Here is a 16131-nt window from a genome sequence, read left to right on the forward strand (position 1 = left end):
GGGAAGTGAAATACATCCCGCTCATATGGGTATGCACCGCAGCGGTGCCGGCGACGGATGCGCGGCTTGGCCGTTAGTTGCGTCTCGCCTATCGCGCATCGGCCTCGGCCGTACGCGTCACGCCACCACTGCGCCGTCGGCCGCCTTCGTGCCGAACGCGGGTTCGGCCGCCCGCTCGCCGGCCCGCCGCGACGATATGCCGCCGGCATCGCCGACCCGGAACGCGCCGACCGCGTCGCGCAGCCGCGCGGCCTGTTCCTGCAGCGACGCGGCGGCGGCCGCGGCTTCCTCGACGAGCGCCGCGTTCTGCTGCGTCACCTGGTCCATCTGCGTGACCGCGCGCCCGACCTGCGTGATGCCGCTCGCCTGCTCCTCGGACGCGGCCGCGATCTCGCCCATGATGTCGGTCACGCGCGCGACGGCCTGCAGGATCTCGCCCATCGTCGTGCCGGCCTGGCCGACCAGCGTCGAACCGTTGCGCACGCGCTCGACCGAGTCGACGATCAACGCGCGGATCTCCTTCGCGGCCGTCGCGCTGCGCTGCGCGAGCGAGCGCACCTCGCCCGCGACCACCGCGAAGCCGCGGCCCTGCTCGCCCGCACGCGCGGCCTCGACCGCCGCGTTCAGCGCGAGGATGTTGGTCTGGAATGCGATGCCCTCGATCACGCCGATGATGTCGGCGATCTTGCGCGAGCTGTCGTCGATCTCGCCCATCGTGCCGATCACGCGGTTCACGACGTCGCTCCCCGTGCGCGCGATGTCCGACGCGTTGTTCGCGAGCCCGCTCGCCTGCCGCGCGTTGTCGGCGTTCTGCTTCACCGTCGCGGTCAGCTGCTCCATGCTCGCGGCCGTTTCCTCCAGCGACGCGGCCTGCTCCTCGGTGCGCTGCGACAGGTCGTCGTTGCCGGCCGAGATCTCCCGGCTCGCCGACGCGATCGATTCGGCCGACTGGCGAATCCCGCCGATCGTCGCCTGCAGCCGTGCCTGCATGTCGCGCATCGCGGCCATCATGCTCGTGCGGTCGCCCGCGCGCACGGGCACCGGCTGCGTCAGGTCGCCCTGCGCGATGCGCGTCGCGAGCGCGGCCGCTTCGTCGGGCTCGCCGCCGAGGCTGGCGCGCACGTTGCGGATGATCACCAGCATCGCCGTGCTGATCACGAAGCCGATCACGAACACGACCGCGAGGTGGCCGAGCAGCGTGCGGTAGTAGATGGTGTCGATGTCCTTCAGGAACACGCCGCTCGAGATGTTCCAGTCCCACGGCGCGAACCGCGTGACGTAGCTGATCTTCGGCACGGCGGTTTCGCTGTGCGGCAGCCGCCCGCGATATTCGGCGAAGCCGCTGCCGGTCGCCTTCGCGGCGTTCAGGATCGTGACGAACAGCGGCTTGCCGTCCGGATCGAGATAGTCGCCGACCTGCGTGCCGACCAGCTTCGGCAGCGTCGGATGCATCAGCACGACCGGTTTCGAGTCCATCACGAACACGTAGCCCGAATCGCCGTAGCGCATCGCGGCAAGGCTCGCGAGCGCGTCGCGCTTCGCGTCGGCCTCGGGCAGCGTGCCGCTCTGCGCAAGCGCGTGATACGCCGTCACGATGCCGGCCGCCGAGTCGACGAGATTCGCGATGCCGGCCTTGCGTTCGGCGAGCATCGTCGCGCGCGTCTCGTAGGCGCTCCAGGCGCCGACGCCCAGCAGACCGATCCATACCAGCGCAAGCGCGAGCCACAGCTTGCGGTTCAAACTCATTCTGCTCATCTGCGTGCCTTTATCGATGTCGGTGCACACGATGCGCACGAACGGCCTGCCGCGCGCAAACGGTTGCCCTTGCATTTACGGCAACGAGGCTTACAACTTGAATACGCGCCGATGCGGAACGGACGGCCCCGGCGCGACAGCCCGCATCCGCTGTGCTACAAAGACCGGCTGGCCGGCGCGCGACGCGCCGGCGCCATTCCGGGGCCATCCATGTACGTCATCGACATCCACTACACCGCATCGCTCGAGCGCATCGACGACGCGCTCGAACGCCACCGTGCATATCTGCAGCCGCTGTTCGACAAGGGCATCTTCATCGCGGCGGGGCCGAAGGTGCCGCGCGAAGGCGGCGTGATCCTCGCGGCCCGCATCGATCGCGACGAACTCGACGCGATCCTGAAGACCGACCCGTTCGTCACCGAGGGGCTCGCGACGTATCGCGTGACGGAATTCCGGATCACGCGCGCCGCGTCCGGCTTCAACGTGCCGGCGCTGCCGTAACGCGGCTCCTGCGTGGCACGCAGGCGCGCGCCGACGCGCCGCGCGGCGGGCAGCGCATGCACACGAAAAGGGAAGGGGGAAAGCGTGACGGCGCAATACGGCCGACACGCGAAACGCCGGGCCGGGCGCCCGGCGAATGCCGGTCAGTCGACCAGCAGCTTCAGGTCGTGGACCCACGGGCCGGGGCCCTGGCCGTCGCGCACGAACAGGCGGAGCTTGCCGTCGCGATCGAACACGTAGCTCGCGGCGGTGTGGTCCATCGTGTAGCTGCCGGGCGTCTTGCCGGGCACTTTCGCGTAGTACACGCGGAAATCCTTCGTGACCTTCTTCAGCGCCGCTTCGTCGGCCGGCCGCAGGCCGATGAACGACGGATCGAACGCGGGCACGTACTGGCCGAGCAGCGCCGGCGTGTCGCGTTCCGGATCGACGGTGACGAACAGCACCTGCACGCGCTTCGCGGCATCGGGCCCGAGCTGCTTCAGCGCCTCGGACAGTTCGGCCATCGTCGTCGGGCACACGTCCGGGCAGTGCGTATAGCCGAAGAACATCACGACGGCACGGCCCTTGAAGTCTGCGAGCGTGCGCACCTTGCCGGCCGTATCGGGCAGCGAGAAGTCGTTGCCGAACTGCGTGTTGCCGGTGATGTCGAGATTCTGGAATTTCGGCGCGTTGTCGCATCCGGCGAGCAGCAGCGCTGCCGTGAATGCGCACGCGAGCATCCAGCCTTGGCGCGCGCGGCGCCCGAACCGTGATTGGAGCATTGCGTTCAAACCGTGCGGTTACACGCCGAGCAGCGGGCGTGCATAGTGATCGACGAGCAGCGCGGCGAACAGCAGCGACAGATAGACGATCGAATAGCGGAAGGCCTTGCGGGCGAGTGCGTCCGAATAGTCGCGGTAGATCTTCCACGCATACGCGAGGAACACTGCGCCGAGCAGCACCGCGCTCGTCAGGTAGACAGCCCCGCTCATCCCGGAGATGAACGGCATCAGCGTGACCGCGAACAGGATCACCGTGTACAGCAGGATATGCAGCCGCGTGAACTTCTCGCCGTGCGTGACGGGCAGCATCGGCAGCCCCGCGCTCTCGTAATCCTTGCGGCGATAGAGCGCGAGCACCCAGAAATGCGGCGGCGTCCACACGAAGATGATCAGCACGAGGATCCACGCGTCGCCGGGCACCGCGCCGGTGACCGCGGCCCACCCGAGCGCCGGCGGCATCGCGCCCGACGCGCCGCCGATCACGATGTTCTGCGGCGTCATCGGCTTGAGCAGCAGCGTGTAGATCACCGCATAGCCGACGAACGTCGCGATCGTCAGCCACATCGTCAGCGGGTTCGTGAACGTATAGAGCGTCCATGCACCGGCGCTGCCGAGCACGGCCGAGAACACCAGGATCTGCGGCGTCGTGATCTCGCCGCGCGCGGACGGGCGCCATGCGGTACGGCGCATCATCGCGTCGATCTTCTGTTCGACGAGGCAGTTGATCGCGAATGCGGCGCCGGCCAGCAGCCAGATGCCGACCGTGCCGCCGATCAGCACATGCCACGGCACCATGCCCGGCGTCGCGAGGAACATGCCGATCACCGCGCAGAACACCGCGAGCTGCGTGACACGCGGCTTCGTCAGCGCCATGTACTGGGAAAAGCGGCTACCGGGCGATTGGGACAGGGTGCTTTGCATGGGGGCGGTCACGCCGGGGCGGCGTCGCGCGCGGGCTGCGCGACACGGCCGGGGCGACTTGAAAGGATGCGAAAGTTTAACATGACGACGAGCAGCAGCAGGATCGCGGCACCGCCGTTGTGCGCGACGGCGACCGGCAGCGGCCACTGCAGCACGATGTTGGTCAGGCCCGTCACGAACTGCAGCAGGACGACCAGCAGCACGCCGTTCGCGGGCCGCCGCAACGATTCGAAGCGGCGCATCTTCAACGCGAACGCGATCAGGTACGCGACCACGACGAACGCGAACGTGCGGTGCGTCCAGTGGATCGCGACCAGCGCGTCCTGCGTGATCGCGTCGCCGTCCTTCGTCATCCCGAGCGCGCGCCACAGGTGGAAGCCGTGCCCGAAGTCCATCGGCGGAATCCACTGGCCGTTGCAGGTCGGGAAATCGGTACACGCGAGCACCGCGTAGTTGGTGCTCACCCAGCCGCCGAGCGCGATCTGCACGACCAGCAGCACGAGCGCCGCGAGCGCGGCCGCGCGATAGCGCCCGGCCTCCGGGTCGTGAGACGGCAGCGGCGTCTGCCGCGCCGCGAGCCAGCCGAGCGTGCCGAGCAGCGTGAGGCCGAGCAGCAGGTGGATCGTGACGATTACCGGCTGCAGCTTCATCGTGACCGTCCATGCGCCGAACACGCCCTGCACGACGATCAGCAGCAGCAGGCTCGTCGGCCACCACGGCGACACGTGCAGCGGGCGGCGACGCAGCCGCGCGGCCCATGCGATCACGACCTGCGCGATGATCAGCACGCCGATCGCCATCGCGAAATAGCGGTGGATCATCTCGATCCACGCCTTCGTCATGCTGACGGGGCCCGTCGGCATCGCCTGATGCGCGGCCGTGATCGCGGCATGCGCGATGAACGGCGACGACGTGCCGTAGCAGCCGGGCCAGTCGGGGCAGCCGAGCCCCGAATCGGTCAGCCGCGTGAAGCCGCCGAACATCACCAGGTCGAGGGTCAGGAACGTGGTGATCCACACGAGCTTGCGGAACTTGTCGTCGTCGGCCTTCACCCACACGTACGACAGCGGCAGCAGCGCGATGCAGAAGCCGATCAGGCCGAGTTGCAGTAGATACGACATCGGAATGGTGCCTCGCTCTCTCGCCTTAGCCGATGCTCGACCACTTCAGCAGCTTCGTCACGTCCGCCTTGATCTTGCTGGGATTCGGGTCTTTCGGGAAACGCATCATCAGGTTGCCGTTCGGATCGACCATGTAGATGTGGTCGCTGTCCTTCGTGCCGGCGTCGGCCGGCAGCCACGCGGCCACCGCGGCCGGATCGGCGACGAGCCGGCGCGTGTCCGGATAGGCTTCCAGCACCTTCTGCGGCATCGCGCCCGCATCGCTGCGCAGCCATACCATCGTGAGCCGGTGCCGTTCGCCGGCCTGCGTGACGCGGATCTGGCGCATGAAATAGAGCTTCTTCGCGCACGCGTCGTCGCACGCGCTGCGATCCGTCATCACGAACAGCCACACGCCGCGCAGCGACGACAGCGGCACCGTCTTGCCGGTTTCGTCGGTGACCTGCAGATCGGCCGGGATCGGCCGCTGCGGCTCGATCAGCGTGCCGTAGTTGGTCGAACCGCCCTTCGGCTTGATCACGTAATAGGTGAAGTACGACGCGAACATCGGCGCCGCGCACACGAGACCCAGCAGCACGAGCATCCAGCGGCCGCGCTTGCGGGCCGCAGGTGAAATTGGCGCAGCGGCCGGACCCTGACGGGAAGATTGCATGGACAAATCAGACCTCTCGAAACGAACCCGCGGCGCGTGCGCCGCGTCCTGGCATGGCGCTCACGCGCCGGCCGACTTCTTCGCCGCACGCCGCGCGGCGTACAGGCCGAAGCCGAGCGCGGCCGCCGCCATGGCCCACCACTGAAACATGTAACCGTAATTGCGCTCGACGCCGGTCGTCGCCGCCGGCCAGTCGCGCACGAGCTTGTCGCCGCCGTCGCTCGTCTGCTGGATCACGAACGGCTGCAGCGGCAGCCCGGTTTCCTTCGCATACGCGGCAACGTCCAGGTTCTGCCGGATCTTCTGGTGCGCTGCCGACCCGCCTTCGCCGAGCTCGAACGCACGCGACGCGTCGGCGCGCGCGATGCCCACGATCTCGACGTCGCCCGCGGGCGTCGCGAACGACTCGATCGCCGTGCGATCGGCGATGTTGCGCGGCAGCCAGCCGCGGTTGACGAGCACGACACCGCCGCCCGTGAGTTTAAACGGCATCACGACGTAAAAACCCGGCTGGTCGTTATACGGCCGATTGTCGAGAAACACCGCTTGCTCGGGCAGGAAGCGGCCCTTCGCACGCACGCGATGAAACTCGATCGACGCGAGCGGAATCGGCCGCGCGCCGACATCGACCGGCGCCGCATGCTCGTAGCGCACGATGCTCGCCTGCAGCGCTTCCTTCTGGTGCGCGCGGTCGCGCTGCCAGAAACCGAGACGGATCGTGACGGCGACGACGACGAGAATCAGCAGCGCAGGCAGCCAGCGAATCTTCATCGTGCGGCCCGCCGGGCACATTCGCGAAAGCGAAATGCGATAATTATCCCCTTCCTTTCGAATTGCCGTCGTCCGGTTCGCGTCATGCACATACTCGTTCCCATCGCCTTCGTCCTCATCATCGCCAGCATGGGCTCGGCGCTCTACTTCATGATGCACGACCGCGGCCACACGAAACGCATGGTCTGGTCGCTCGCCACCCGCGTCGGGCTGTCGGTCTCGCTGTTCCTGTTCATCCTGCTCGCGAACTGGATGGGCTGGATCCATTCGACCGGCCTGCCGATCGGGCGTTGACGCATTTGCCGCCGCGGCCTGCGGCAACCGATGTGACACGCTGTGACATTTAGCCGCACGACCGCGCCACCAAGTAAAAGCGCCGCCTGACTGAGTCGCGGCGGCGCCAGGGTGGTGTCGGCTCGCAACTGCCGGGCCGACACCAATGAAAACGGCCCGCGCATTGCTGCGCGGGCCGTTTTTCCATTTACAGCCAGTAGACGACGACGTACAGGCCGAGCCAGACGACGTCGACGAAGTGCCAGTACCACGCGGCGCCTTCGAATGCGAAGTGGTGATCGGGCTTGAAGTGGCCGCGGATCATCCGCACCAGCACCACCGCGAGCATCGTGCCGCCGAGGAACACGTGGAAGCCGTGGAAGCCGGTCAGCAGGAAGAACGTCGAACCGTACACGCCCGAGTTCAGCGTCAGGTTCAGTTCGTTGTACGCGTGGAAGTACTCGAAACCCTGCAGGAACAGGAAGCAGATACCGAACGCGAGCGTCGCGGCCAGCCATGCGATCGCCTTCTTGCGATGATCGTCGCGCAGCGCGTGGTGCGAGATCGTCAGCGTCACGCCCGACGACAGCAGGAATGCCGTGTTGATCGTCGGGACCGGCCACGGGCCCATCGTCTTGAAGTGACCGGCGAGCGCGGCGGGGCCTTCGTTCGGCCACACGGCGGAGAAGTCCGGCCAGATCAGCTTGTAGTCGAGGCTGCCGAGCTGGTGCAGCGCGATTTCGCGCGCATAGAACAGCGCGCCGAAGAACGCGCCGAAGAACATGACTTCGGAGAAGATGAACCAGCTCATGCTCCAGCGGTACGACTTGTCGACGTTCTTGCCGTAATGACCGCCTTCCGATTCGGCGATCGCGTCGCCGAACCAGTGATACAGCGTGAAGAGCAACCACAGCAGGCCGAGCAGCGCCGTAAACGGCGCCCAGTCGTGACCGTTGATCCACAGCGCCACCGATCCGAGCATGACCAGCAGGCCGACGGCCGCGCTGATCGGATGCTGCGACGGATGCGGCACGAAATAGTACGGGGTCTGGTTTTGACCGCTCATGCTTGATTCTCCACTTCAGTCCAATTTGTGTACCGGAAACCGCTCCGGCTTTATTTCTTGCGCGGCACGACCGCCACCGCTCTTTCCTGCACGCAGCGCCGCGGCGCTGCGCACTGCATTCTTTCGTGGCCGCGGGCCTCAGCCCACGACGGCACGCACGATCAGGATCAGCACGCCGATGAACACGCCGGCCGCGATCAACGCGACGATCAGCACGTGCAGCGGATTGAGCTGCGTCGCGTCGGCCTCCAGGTCGCGCCGCTTGCGCACCCCGAAGAACGACCACAGCACCGCTTTCACCGCCTGGCCGAACGACCCGCCCCGCTTGCCCTCCGTCATCACCCCTTCTCCGTCGTCACGCATCCGGCTTCGCCGCGCCCTGCGTCGCGGTACTGCGCGTCGCCGGCGCCGGCGCGGCCGGCGTATTGAGCTCGAAGAACGTGTACGACAGCGTGATCGTCTTCACGTCCTTCGGCAGTTTCGGATCGATCACGAACACCACCGGCATCTTGCGCGACTCGTTCGCGGCCAGCGTCTGCTGCGTGAAGCAAAAGCATTCGATCTTCTTGAAGAACTCCGTCGCCTGCTTCGGCGCGTAGCTCGGAATCGCCTGCGCAACGACCGGCCGGCCCTGCCCGTTCGTCACGTCGTACACGATCGTCGTCAGCTCGCCCGGATGCACGTCGAGGCTGTTGTGCTCCGGCTTGAAACCGAGCGGGCCGCGCGCGTTCGCATCGAACTCGACCGACACCGTGCGGCTGGTGTCGACCTGCGAGTTCTTCACCTCGCGCTCGCTGACGTCGCGCTGCACCAGGTTGTTGATGCCGGTGATCTGGCAGATCGCCCGATACATCGGGATCAGCGCGAAGCCGAACCCGAACATCAGCCCGGCCACGACGAAGAGCTTCACCAGCATCGAACGATTGAACGCGCGATCGACGGCGCCCTCTTCCGGCTTCGACATACGACAACTTCCTCGCTACTGCGTCAGTTACTGCATCAGTGAGTGGACAGCCACCACTGCTTGATCACGACACCCACAAAAAAAACGGCGGCGATGACGAGCAGGATGAGGCCGAGCCGCTTGTTGCCCGCGCGAATCTGCTCGGGCGTTCGTCTTTCTTGTGGATTCCGATTCATCTAAAACTTCGCTCAAACTTCGCTGAAACTTCGATTCGGCGCCCGCCGCGCCTGCCTGCGCGGCAGGCAGCGGCTAAGCGCACTGTGAAACTTACTCGACGTGCGGCGGTTGCTCGAACGTGTGGAACGGAGCCGGGCTCGGCACCGTCCACTCGAGGCCCGTCGCGCCGTCCCACGGCTTGTCCGACGCCTTTTCCAGGTCGCCGCCGCCACGGTAGGCCGGCAGCGCGACCGCGAACAGGAAGTACACCTGCGCGAGGCCGAAGCCGAATGCGCCGATCGTCGCGACCTGGTTGAAGTCCGTGAACTGCGCCGGGTAGTCCGCATAGCGGCGCGGCATGCCCGCGAGGCCGACGAAGTGCATCGGGAAGAACGTCAGGTTGAAGAAGATCATCGACGCCCAGAAGTGGATCTTGCCGCGCGTCTCGTTGTACATCCAGCCCGTCCACTTCGGCGCCCAGTAGTACCAGCCCGAGAACAGCGCGAACAGCGAGCCGGCCACCAGCACGTAGTGGAAGTGCGCCACCACGAAGTAGGTGCCGTGATACTGGATGTCGAGCGGCGCCATCGCGAGCATCAGGCCCGTCAGGCCGCCGAACGTGAACACGAACAGGAAGCCGATCGCGAACAGCATCGGGGTTTCGAGCGTCATCGAACCGCGCCACATCGTCGCGAGCCAGTTGAACACCTTCACGCCCGTCGGCACGGCGATCAGCATCGTCGCGTACATGAAGAACAGCTGACCGGTGACCGGCATGCCCGTGGCGAACATGTGGTGCGCCCAGACCATGAACGACAGGATCGCGATCGAAGCCGTCGCGTACACCATCGAGCTATAGCCGAACAGCGTCTTGCGCGAGAACGCCGGGATCACCTGCGACACGATCCCGAACGCCGGCAGAATCATGATGTACACCTCGGGGTGGCCGAAGAACCAGAAGATGTGCTGGTACATCACCGGGTCGCCGCCGCCTGCCGCGTTGAAGAACGACGTGCCGAAGTGGCGGTCGAACAGCACCATCGTGATCGCGCCTGCCAGAACCGGCATCACGGCGATCAGCAGGTAGGCCGTGATCAGCCACGTCCACGCGAACATCGGCATCTTCATCAGCGTCATGCCCGGCGCGCGCATGTTCAGGATCGTCACGACGATGTTGATCCCGCCCATGATCGACGACGCGCCCATGATGTGCACCGCGAAGATCGCGAAGTCCATGCCCGGGCCCATCTGCGTCGACAGCGGCGCGTACAGCGTCCAGCCGGCGGCCGTCGCGCCGCCCGGCGCGAAGAACGAGCCGACCAGCAGCACTGCCGCGACCGGCAGCAGCCAGAAGCTGAAGTTGTTCATCCGCGCGAACGCCATGTCGGACGCGCCGATCTGCAGCGGAATCATCCAGTTCGCGAAGCCGACGAACGCCGGCATGATCGCGCCGAACACCATGATCAGGCCGTGCATCGTCGTGAGTTCGTTGAAGAACTCCGGACGCATGATCTGCAGGCCCGGCTCGAACAGTTCGGCACGGATGCCGAGCGCCATCACGCCGCCCGACAGGAACATGATGAACGAGAACAGCAGGTACAGCGTACCGATGTCCTTGTGGTTGGTGGCGAACAGCCAGCGCCGCCAGCCGTGCGGCATTTCGTGCGCGTGGTCGTCGTGCGCGTGGTCCGCGGCTACGTCGTGCCCGATGCTAGACATGAGAATCTCCTAATGCGAATACGTCGACTAACTCAGCGACACGTCAAGCCGCCGGCCCGATCTCGACACGCCGGGCTTCCTTCGCGTCTGCCCCGCCCGAGATCGTTTCCGGCTTTTTGAGAATAATGTGGTCTTCCGCCACGCCTGCTGCCTTCAGCGCGTCGCGCACGGCTTGTGCGCGGTGCTTCGCCAGTTCGGCGTTCGCGTCGGCCGAGCCCGTCTTGTCGGTGAAACCCGACAGCGCGAGCTTCGCGTCCGGATGTGCCTTCGCATAGTCGGCCGCGGCGGCGATCGCCGCTTTCGCGTCGGCCGGCAGCACGCTCTTGCCCGTCTCGAAGTAGATCGTCGACAACGCGGCCGATGCCGCAGCCGACGCTGCCGCCGGCTGCTCGGCTGCGCCCGACGCGGCTTGCGCCGGTGCCGAAGCCGCTTCGGCCGGCGCCGCTGCGCCTGCCGTGTCTTCCGGCATCTTGCCGTTGCGCGCGTCAGCCACTTGCTTCGGCTGCAGCAGGTCGTTCTTGTGGTTGCCCCACGAATTACGCTCGTACGTGATGACCGATGCGATGTCGAGGTCCGACAGCGAGGCCCACGACGGCATTGCGCCCTTGCCCTGCAGCACGCGCTCGACGTGGCCGGCGATCGGGCCGTTCACGATCGGGCTGCCGTCCATCGCCGGGAATGCGCCGAGGCCCTTGCCGCTCACCTGGTGGCAGGCCGCGCAGTTCGCCTTGTAGACTTCCTCGCCGTGCGCGACGAGTTCGGCCATCGTGTAGACCTTGTTCGGATCGACCGCCGCGCCGGCCAGCTTGGCCTTCTGCGCGGTGACCCACTTCGCGTAGTCGTCTTCCGACAGCACTTCGACTACGACCGGCATGTACGCGTGTTCCTTGCCGCACAGCTCGGTACAGAAACCGCGGAAGGTGCCGACCTTGTCGGCCTTGAACCACGTGTCGCGCACGAAGCCGGGAATCGCGTCCTGCTTCACGCCGAACGCGGGCACGTACCACGAGTGGACGACGTCGTTCGCGGTCGTGATGATGCGGATCTTCTTGTTGACCGGCACGACGAGCGGGTTGTCGACTTCCTGCAGATAGGTGTCGGTGATCGGCTTCTTGCCCATCACTTCGTCGCGCGGGGTGGTCAGCGTCGACAGGAAGCCGATGCCTTCGCCCGGGCCCTTCACGTAGTCGTAGCCCCACTTCCACTGGTAGCCGGTGACCTTGATCGTGAGATCGGCGTTGGTCGTGTCCTTCATCGCGACGACGGCCTTCGTCGCCGGCAGCGCCATCAGCACGACGATGACGAACGGCACGATCGTCCAGATGATCTCGACGGTCGTGCTTTCATGGAAATTGGCGGCCTTGTGGCCTTTGGATTTGCGGTGCGCGAAGATCGAATAGAACATCACGCCGAACACGCCGACGAAGATCACCGTACACAGGATCAGCATCATCGTGTGGAGATCGTAGAGCTCCTCGGCGATCTTCGTGACCGGCGGCTGAAAGTTGATCTCGTTGACGCGGGGGCCGCCCGGGCTATCACCGACCGCCAGGGCGGCACCGGCAAAGAGCAATCCGCTGCATGCCAGCACGCCCGTGAGGGCTCGCTTGATTGTTTTCATAGCATCCTTACCCAAAATTTCCATTCAAACCCTCCCCCGTCGCAAGCCGCCGGCCTGTTCCCGGCCGGTGCCCGCGCCTCGTCAGCCGCAGCGCCTGAGCGACGTGCGCAGTTCGTCGGCGAACTGCGCACGCTTGTACTGCGCGAGATGCTGCCCGATTACGACGGTCTGCCCGCGCGATACCAGCCGAATCGGATCGCGTGGCGTCGCGCCCGGCTCGACCCGCACCCAGCGCGGGTTGAATTCGATCTGCGTGAGCCGCTCCGCATCCATCCGCTCGATCACGAGCCGGTGCGGGAACAGCCTGATGCGTTCGTAATCGACCGCATGGCGAGCATAGATCGCGAATGCGACACCCACAGCCAGCAACTCGATTCCGGTGAAGGGCATGACGAGCCAAGCCCCCCGCCACATCAGCAACGTCGCGATCACCAGCGAGAAGCCCGCGAGCGACGCGTAAAACAGCACGAACTGGCGCGGCGACGCCGAACAGTTGCGTTTCATGAGCCAGTCTTCGAGGACCGGCTCGCCGTTCGTCGTCTCCGCCAAAACCCTCGCTGCTTCCATCGCCGCCTCACGCGAATGGCATGCGATGCATGCCTGCATCGGACTCGTCGCCCCGTATTGCGGGGACCCCGGGACGACAAGCTGACGCATTATAGGCGGGTTCAATGGCATCCACAAGCAAGCGCCTATCGCCCGCCAAGCCAAGCGCGACAAGCTTTCCGGCCATTTTGGGCGCCAATTCGACCCCGCTTTGCGCCGCTAATTTCGGACATAACAAAACCCCTCTTTACCGCTTTACCGATTCTTCGGACGCCCCTTTCCGATGTCCTCGATGCGCACGATCCCGTGCCCTTCGGCGGTCGTGCGCGGCACGGCCTTCCATGCGTGGCCGTAGATCACCTCGAAGGTCAGCGCAATCGTGCCGTCCGCGCGCCGGCGCGCTTCCAGCGCGTCGCCGAGCGCCGCGCGAAAGCGTCGCGTCGCACGCTGCGGCGCCGCCCGCTCGAACGGATAGGCGCCCCAGCGGCGCACGTCGGCCAGCAGGGAATCGGGGGATTTGTACGTGACGGTCAGCACTTCCTGGTCCATCACGGGAATCTCGAAGCCGCTCTCGACGAGCATGTCGCCGAGGTCGTGCATGTCGACGAAATCGATCACGCGCGCGGCGGGCTGTGCGATGCCGAGCGCCGCTTCGGCGTCCGTGCAGGCTGCGCGCAGCTCGCGCAGCGTGTCGGGGCCGAGCGTGCTGAACATCAGCAGCCCGTTCACGCGCAGCACGCGCTGCCATTCGGGCAGCACGGCGTCGGGGCGCGAATGCCAGTGGAGCGCGAGATTCGACCAGATCAGGTCGAACGCGCCGCCCGGGAACGGCAGCGCGGCGAAGTCGGCCTGCGCGACGCGCGGGCCGCGCTGGCCCAGCGCCCGGCCGAGCGAGGCCGGCAGCCAGCGGCGCCAGCTCGTCTGTTCGACCTCGCGCTGACCGGCCCGCGCAAGCATCGCGCCGGACAGGTCGACGCCGAATACGGGCGCTTCAGGAAAGCGCGCGCGCAGCGCCGGCAGATCGTCGCCCGGGCCGCAGCCCGCATCGAGCACGGCCGTGGGGCTCACCTTGATGTATTCGAGACGCTCGTTCATCCGCTGCGCGATCTCGCGCGGCAGGAACGCGACCGCGTCGAACGTGGCGGCACGGCGATCGAAGATCCGCCGCAGGCGCCTGGCGTCATTGGCCGGACGGCCGGTTGAAGTCGAAGCTGGGGACATGTCGGGCACACTGGCGAAGAGCCCGAAGTATACTCGCTCGCCCCGCAGGCTTCATCGAGGCGGGGCCGCCAGGAGTGTTCGCGATGATCCGCAGTTCCGCTCCGCGCACGATGCGCGTCGTTTTGTCGCAGGTTCGCGCGCTGGCTGCGCGCGTCGCCGCGGTCGCGCTGCCGAATCGCTGCGCACTGTGCGGCAATTTGTCACACACCGTGATTTGCATTGCCTGCGACGCCGCGTACTGGAATGAAGCGCGGCTGCGCTGCAACGCCTGCGCGCTGCCGCTGGGTGTCGGCCAACCGCGTTCGCGCCCGCTCCGTGGCACGCACAGCGGCGCCGGCCGCGCGACCGCGTACCGCTGCGACGCGTGCCGCACGGCCGCGCCGCCGTTCGATGCGACGCTAGCGCTCGCGGATTACCGTGCGCCGCTCGACGGGCTCGCGCGCGGCCTGAAGTTTCATGCGCGGCTCGCGCTCGGCGCCGAATTCGCGGCCCGGCTCGCCCGGCTTGTCGACGACACGCGCGGCACCGGCGGCTTCGACCTGGTCGCGCCGGTGCCGCTGTCGCACCGGCGGCTCGTCGCACGCGGCTACAACCAGGCATGGGCGATCGCGCGGCCGCTCGCGCGCCGGCTCGGCGTGCGCGCGGATGCGGCGCTGCTCGCGCGAGTCGCCGACACCGCGCCGCAGTCGCGGCTCGCCCTGCGCGCGCGGCGCGACAACGTGATGTCGGCATTCGCGGTGGCCGGCGACGTCGCGGGCCGCCACGTCGCACTCGTCGACGACGTGATGACGTCCGGCGCGACGCTCGCGGCCGCCGCGCACGCACTGAAGGCGGCGGGCGCCGCGCGCGTGACGAATCTGGTTGCGCTGCGCACCGCCAGGGATTAATTAAATAGAGAGGCCGACCGCCTGCACGCGGCCGCGGCCGTCACGAACCGGCCGGCCGGGAACGAGCGCGCGTTGCTCCGCCCCCGCCGGCCCAGCCAAACCGAAACATGTTCAACGTCGTCCTCGTCGCTCCCGAAATTCCGCCGAACACCGGCAACGTGATCCGGCTGTGCGCCAACACCGGCGCGCACCTGCACCTGATCGAGCCGCTCGGCTTTCCGCTCGACGACGCACGAATGCGCCGCGCCGGCCTCGACTATCACGAATATGCGCAGATGCGCGTGCACCGCGACTGGGACGCATTCGTCGCGGCCGAATCGCCCGATCCCGCGCGGATGTTCGCGTTCACGACGCGCGGCTCGGGCCGCTTCCACGATCATGCGTTCCTGCCGGGCGACTGGTTCGTATTCGGCTCGGAGACGCGCGGCCTGCCCGCCGCGCTGCTCGAATGCTTCCCGAACGAACAGCGCGTGCGCCTGCCGATGCGGCCGGACAACCGCAGCCTGAACCTGTCGAACACGGTCGCGGTGGTCGTGTTCGAGGCGTGGCGCCAGGCCGGCTTCGAAGGCGGCGCATGATGCGTGCGCGGCGCGGGCCGCGTCAGGCCCGCGCGAGCCGCGCGCGATACAGGTCGTGGATGTCGGGGGAAAAACACGCGAACACCACGCGTGCCAGGCTCGGCGCCTGCGGCAGCATTTCGACGACGGTGCCGACTGCAATGTCGACGGCCTCGCCGGCCGGATAACGGTAGATGCCGCAACTGATCGCCGGAAACGCGATCGACGTCGCGGCCACCTCTTCGGCCAGCTCGATCGCGCGCCGGTAGCACGATGCGAGCAGGTCGGGCTCGCCGCAACCGCCACCGTGCCACACCGGCCCGACCGCATGGATCACGTAGCGCGCCGGCAGCCCGTGGCCGCGCGTGAGCTTCGCGTCGCCCGTATCGCAGCCGCCGAGCGTGCGGCACTCGGCGAGCAGGCCGGGGCCGGCCGCGCGGTGAATCGCACCGTCGACGCCGCCCCCGCCGAGCAGCGAGCCGTTCGCGGCGTTAACGATCACGTCGACATCGAGCGTCGTGATGTCGACGAGTTGCGCGTCGAGCGTGGTGGATTGGATCTGCAGCATGACAACCTCCCGAAACGCCGGAGACTTGTTCAAGCGTAGTGCGCTTTGGCGCCGCGCGCTTGGCGCGACCG

Annotated in this window: 19 protein-coding genes; 4 read left to right on the top strand and 15 right to left on the bottom strand. The window is 67.0% G+C overall.

The window, feature by feature from the left end; translation table 11 throughout:
- Window positions 1-117: 117 nt before the first annotated feature.
- Entirely contained in the window at window positions 118-1755 is a 1638-nt protein-coding gene (locus FPJ27_RS33700) for a methyl-accepting chemotaxis protein (RefSeq protein WP_204424642.1), read from the bottom strand.
- A gap of 210 nt (window positions 1756-1965) precedes the next feature.
- On the opposite strand from FPJ27_RS33700, the gene FPJ27_RS33705 reads away from it, so the two are divergent.
- Entirely contained in the window at window positions 1966-2256 is a 291-nt protein-coding gene (locus FPJ27_RS33705; RefSeq protein WP_034179097.1) for a YciI family protein, read from the top strand.
- A gap of 143 nt (window positions 2257-2399) precedes the next feature.
- Here FPJ27_RS33705 and FPJ27_RS33710 read toward each other — a convergent pair whose 3' ends face one another.
- From FPJ27_RS33710 to FPJ27_RS33730, 5 genes are read right to left on the bottom strand one after another with little or no spacing between them, the layout of a single operon-like run.
- Window positions 2400-3017: an SCO family protein gene (locus tag FPJ27_RS33710; protein WP_072437271.1), complete on the bottom strand. Its 618-nt coding sequence runs from the start codon at window positions 3015-3017 to the stop codon at window positions 2400-2402.
- An 18-nt stretch (window positions 3018-3035) separates the two neighbouring features.
- Window positions 3036-3938, bottom strand: a complete 903-nt coding sequence (gene cyoE / locus FPJ27_RS33715) for a heme o synthase (protein WP_072437272.1) — start codon at window positions 3936-3938, stop codon at window positions 3036-3038.
- An 8-nt stretch (window positions 3939-3946) separates the two neighbouring features.
- On the bottom strand, window positions 3947-5059 hold the full coding sequence (locus FPJ27_RS33720; protein WP_072437273.1) for a COX15/CtaA family protein: 1113 nt from the start codon (window positions 5057-5059) through the stop codon (window positions 3947-3949).
- Between the two features lie 25 nt (window positions 5060-5084).
- Window positions 5085-5711 carry a cytochrome C oxidase subunit I gene (locus tag FPJ27_RS33725; RefSeq protein WP_204424644.1) on the bottom strand — a complete coding sequence of 209 codons (627 nt, stop codon included), beginning with the start codon at window positions 5709-5711 and terminating at the stop codon, window positions 5085-5087.
- A gap of 60 nt (window positions 5712-5771) precedes the next feature.
- Window positions 5772-6482, bottom strand: coding sequence for an SURF1 family protein (locus FPJ27_RS33730; RefSeq protein ID WP_239483345.1), 711 nt, complete (start codon window positions 6480-6482; stop codon window positions 5772-5774).
- Window positions 6483-6566: 84 nt separating this feature from the next.
- Here FPJ27_RS33730 and FPJ27_RS33735 point away from each other — a divergent pair, with 84 nt between their 5' ends.
- Window positions 6567-6776: a twin transmembrane helix small protein gene (locus FPJ27_RS33735; RefSeq protein ID WP_034179103.1), complete on the top strand. Its 210-nt coding sequence runs from the start codon at window positions 6567-6569 to the stop codon at window positions 6774-6776.
- 187 nt (window positions 6777-6963) lie between these two features.
- Here FPJ27_RS33735 and FPJ27_RS33740 read toward each other — a convergent pair whose 3' ends face one another.
- From FPJ27_RS33740 to FPJ27_RS33775, 8 genes are all read right to left on the bottom strand, one after another.
- The gene (locus FPJ27_RS33740) at window positions 6964-7821 is read right to left on the bottom strand and encodes a cytochrome c oxidase subunit 3 (protein ID WP_072437276.1); all 858 of its coding nucleotides are present in this window, start codon (window positions 7819-7821) and stop codon (window positions 6964-6966) included.
- Between the two features lie 138 nt (window positions 7822-7959).
- The gene (locus FPJ27_RS33745) at window positions 7960-8160 is read right to left on the bottom strand and encodes a DUF2970 domain-containing protein (protein WP_047899090.1); all 201 of its coding nucleotides are present in this window, start codon (window positions 8158-8160) and stop codon (window positions 7960-7962) included.
- 16 nt (window positions 8161-8176) lie between these two features.
- Entirely contained in the window at window positions 8177-8785 is a 609-nt protein-coding gene (locus FPJ27_RS33750) for a cytochrome c oxidase assembly protein (protein ID WP_204424649.1), read from the bottom strand.
- Window positions 8786-8820: 35 nt separating this feature from the next.
- Complete coding sequence (locus tag FPJ27_RS33755; RefSeq protein ID WP_006760728.1) at window positions 8821-8961, bottom strand: cytochrome oxidase small assembly protein; 141 nt, start codon at window positions 8959-8961, stop codon at window positions 8821-8823.
- Window positions 8962-9052: 91 nt separating this feature from the next.
- Entirely contained in the window at window positions 9053-10660 is a 1608-nt protein-coding gene (ctaD, locus tag FPJ27_RS33760) for a cytochrome c oxidase subunit I (protein WP_034179108.1), read from the bottom strand.
- A gap of 43 nt (window positions 10661-10703) precedes the next feature.
- Window positions 10704-12305 carry a cytochrome c oxidase subunit II gene (gene coxB / locus FPJ27_RS33765; protein WP_204424651.1) on the bottom strand — a complete coding sequence of 534 codons (1602 nt, stop codon included), beginning with the start codon at window positions 12303-12305 and terminating at the stop codon, window positions 10704-10706.
- A 57-nt stretch (window positions 12306-12362) separates the two neighbouring features.
- Window positions 12363-12887, bottom strand: coding sequence for a DUF2244 domain-containing protein (locus FPJ27_RS33770; protein ID WP_204426389.1), 525 nt, complete (start codon window positions 12885-12887; stop codon window positions 12363-12365).
- 195 nt (window positions 12888-13082) lie between these two features.
- Window positions 13083-14048, bottom strand: a complete 966-nt coding sequence (locus tag FPJ27_RS33775) for a methyltransferase domain-containing protein (protein WP_072437281.1) — start codon at window positions 14046-14048, stop codon at window positions 13083-13085.
- A gap of 83 nt (window positions 14049-14131) precedes the next feature.
- On the opposite strand from FPJ27_RS33775, the gene FPJ27_RS33780 reads away from it, so the two are divergent.
- Window positions 14132-14935, top strand: a complete 804-nt coding sequence (locus tag FPJ27_RS33780) for a phosphoribosyltransferase family protein (protein ID WP_204424654.1) — start codon at window positions 14132-14134, stop codon at window positions 14933-14935.
- Window positions 14936-15042: 107 nt separating this feature from the next.
- Window positions 15043-15513: a tRNA (uridine(34)/cytosine(34)/5-carboxymethylaminomethyluridine(34)-2'-O)-methyltransferase TrmL gene (gene trmL / locus FPJ27_RS33785; protein ID WP_204424656.1), complete on the top strand. Its 471-nt coding sequence runs from the start codon at window positions 15043-15045 to the stop codon at window positions 15511-15513.
- 22 nt (window positions 15514-15535) lie between these two features.
- On the opposite strand, the gene FPJ27_RS33790 is transcribed toward trmL, so the two are convergent.
- A complete protein-coding gene (locus tag FPJ27_RS33790; RefSeq protein WP_204424658.1) occupies window positions 15536-16060 on the bottom strand; it encodes an O-acetyl-ADP-ribose deacetylase in 525 nt (174 codons plus the stop codon).
- Window positions 16061-16131: the final 71 nt, after the last annotated feature.

The organism is Burkholderia sp. MS455, from assembly GCF_016899445.1.
GTDB lineage: Bacteria > Pseudomonadota > Gammaproteobacteria > Burkholderiales > Burkholderiaceae > Burkholderia > Burkholderia pyrrocinia_C.

What these genes read in the sequence shown, in the direction of transcription:
- FPJ27_RS33700 (WP_204424642.1), bottom strand. Translation starts at nt 1,755, where the DNA reads ATGAGCAGAATGAGTTTGAACCGCAAGCTGTGGCTCGCGCTTGCGCTG.
- FPJ27_RS33705 (WP_034179097.1), top strand. Translation starts at nt 1,966, where the DNA reads ATGTACGTCATCGACATCCACTACACCGCATCGCTCGAGCGCATCGAC.
- FPJ27_RS33710 (WP_072437271.1), bottom strand. Translation starts at nt 3,017, where the DNA reads ATGCTCCAATCACGGTTCGGGCGCCGCGCGCGCCAAGGCTGGATGCTC.
- cyoE (WP_072437272.1), bottom strand. Translation starts at nt 3,938, where the DNA reads ATGCAAAGCACCCTGTCCCAATCGCCCGGTAGCCGCTTTTCCCAGTAC.
- FPJ27_RS33720 (WP_072437273.1), bottom strand. Translation starts at nt 5,059, where the DNA reads ATGTCGTATCTACTGCAACTCGGCCTGATCGGCTTCTGCATCGCGCTG.
- FPJ27_RS33725 (WP_204424644.1), bottom strand. Translation starts at nt 5,711, where the DNA reads ATGCAATCTTCCCGTCAGGGTCCGGCCGCTGCGCCAATTTCACCTGCG.
- FPJ27_RS33730 (WP_239483345.1), bottom strand. Translation starts at nt 6,482, where the DNA reads ATGAAGATTCGCTGGCTGCCTGCGCTGCTGATTCTCGTCGTCGTCGCC.
- FPJ27_RS33735 (WP_034179103.1), top strand. Translation starts at nt 6,567, where the DNA reads ATGCACATACTCGTTCCCATCGCCTTCGTCCTCATCATCGCCAGCATG.
- FPJ27_RS33740 (WP_072437276.1), bottom strand. Translation starts at nt 7,821, where the DNA reads ATGAGCGGTCAAAACCAGACCCCGTACTATTTCGTGCCGCATCCGTCG.
- FPJ27_RS33745 (WP_047899090.1), bottom strand. Translation starts at nt 8,160, where the DNA reads ATGACGGAGGGCAAGCGGGGCGGGTCGTTCGGCCAGGCGGTGAAAGCG.
- FPJ27_RS33750 (WP_204424649.1), bottom strand. Translation starts at nt 8,785, where the DNA reads ATGTCGAAGCCGGAAGAGGGCGCCGTCGATCGCGCGTTCAATCGTTCG.
- FPJ27_RS33755 (WP_006760728.1), bottom strand. Translation starts at nt 8,961, where the DNA reads ATGAATCGGAATCCACAAGAAAGACGAACGCCCGAGCAGATTCGCGCG.
- ctaD (WP_034179108.1), bottom strand. Translation starts at nt 10,660, where the DNA reads ATGTCTAGCATCGGGCACGACGTAGCCGCGGACCACGCGCACGACGAC.
- coxB (WP_204424651.1), bottom strand. Translation starts at nt 12,305, where the DNA reads ATGGAAATTTTGGGTAAGGATGCTATGAAAACAATCAAGCGAGCCCTC.
- FPJ27_RS33770 (WP_204426389.1), bottom strand. Translation starts at nt 12,887, where the DNA reads ATGCAGGCATGCATCGCATGCCATTCGCGTGAGGCGGCGATGGAAGCA.
- FPJ27_RS33775 (WP_072437281.1), bottom strand. Translation starts at nt 14,048, where the DNA reads ATGTCCCCAGCTTCGACTTCAACCGGCCGTCCGGCCAATGACGCCAGG.
- FPJ27_RS33780 (WP_204424654.1), top strand. Translation starts at nt 14,132, where the DNA reads ATGATCCGCAGTTCCGCTCCGCGCACGATGCGCGTCGTTTTGTCGCAG.
- trmL (WP_204424656.1), top strand. Translation starts at nt 15,043, where the DNA reads ATGTTCAACGTCGTCCTCGTCGCTCCCGAAATTCCGCCGAACACCGGC.
- FPJ27_RS33790 (WP_204424658.1), bottom strand. Translation starts at nt 16,060, where the DNA reads ATGCTGCAGATCCAATCCACCACGCTCGACGCGCAACTCGTCGACATC.